Consider the following 1,297-nt stretch of genomic DNA (forward strand, 5'->3'; position numbering starts at 1 on the left):
ATCCTCTCTGCCGATTTCTGCGATGGCAGCATCGACGACGGCTTTGTGCAGGATGGCACCCTCAATGGCGGCGGCAGCAACTATGTGGCTGGCCAAGACTTCGCCGGTGGACGGGCCTCAGCACCTCGCCGCAGCGACTACTACGGCTGCAGCGGGCCAAACCTAGGGGCCAACACCTCCTTCCTCAACCAAGCGCTGGTGATCCGGGGCAACAACTGGCCGGCTCAGGATCCCAACAGCGGCGGCGCTGGTGTCCTCCGCTTCGACAACACCAACGGGGCCCAGAACCTGGGCGACAACCTCAACCAGCCGGGTTGGCCGGATGTGTTTGCCCGCGACACCATTCTGGCTCCCTTCGACAACGCCGATTCGGATCCCAATAACGATGACAGAACGGCGGGCGGTGGCGTGCCGGCAGTGCGGCCCTTGCGGGCACCCGATGTGGGCTATGCCAACTTCGGCACCCGCATCTCCGCTTTGGGCAACCCGGTGCTGGATACCTCCCGCTGGGTGCTGGTAGCTCCACCTGGGCCTTGCCCGAGCCCTGGTGGCTCTGGGTTGCTGGCCGAGTACTACAACGGCTGGCTGACCAGCCCGCAGAACCAGTACAACCGCAACACAGGGTTTGCCACCAACCCCAGTGGACAGGCGGTGGGCCCCCTGTCTTCGAGCGCTCAAGATGCCAACCTGCCCTACTTGCGGGCGGTGCGCTGGCCGGATCCGGTGTTCCCGGCGCAAGGAGTGCCTAATGCCATTGGTCAGTACAACAATGGCTATACCACCAATGCGCCTACCTGTAATCCAAGTGGCACCAACGACCAACGCTGGGCCTGCGTGCGCAATGCTATCGATAACCCGACCAACCTGGCCCCCTTTGCCCGCAGCGGCAGCGGTTTCCCTTGGTGGGGCGGCTTCCAGTACTTTTTTGGCACTAGCACATCGCTGAACTCTCACTCGCCTTTCAAGCGTTTGCTATATAGTAACTTCCCCACTTGCAACAGCTCTTTGTCTGACATCCTGCAGCCCCTCTGCCGTTTGTCACTACCGCCTGGCAGCCCCGATCGGCGGGATCGCGGCGATTGGTTCTGGATGCCCAGTTGTGGGGAGCCCGATGGCAACAACAGCCTGCCGAACCTGCCCATCGACGCGGATGACCTCAACTTTCCAAGTCACTTCAACTTCCAGCGCTCCTGTTGGCGGCGTAGAAGTGGGGGCGGGCCAAATGGCAACAACAACGGCAACGACTTTTTCGTGGTGCGCTGGGTAGGGGAGCTGTATCCCCGTTGGCCGGGTGTTG

The 1,297-nt window shown here is 62.1% G+C and carries 1 pseudogene; it reads left to right on the forward strand.

Going from position 1 to position 1,297, the window contains the following annotated elements:
• A pseudogene (locus NW838_RS01895) lies at positions 1-1,297 on the forward strand (type II secretion system protein); the annotation flags it as partial.

It is taken from the genome of Synechococcus sp. R55.2 (assembly GCF_047462075.1).
GTDB lineage: Bacteria > Cyanobacteriota > Cyanobacteriia > Thermostichales > Thermostichaceae > Thermostichus.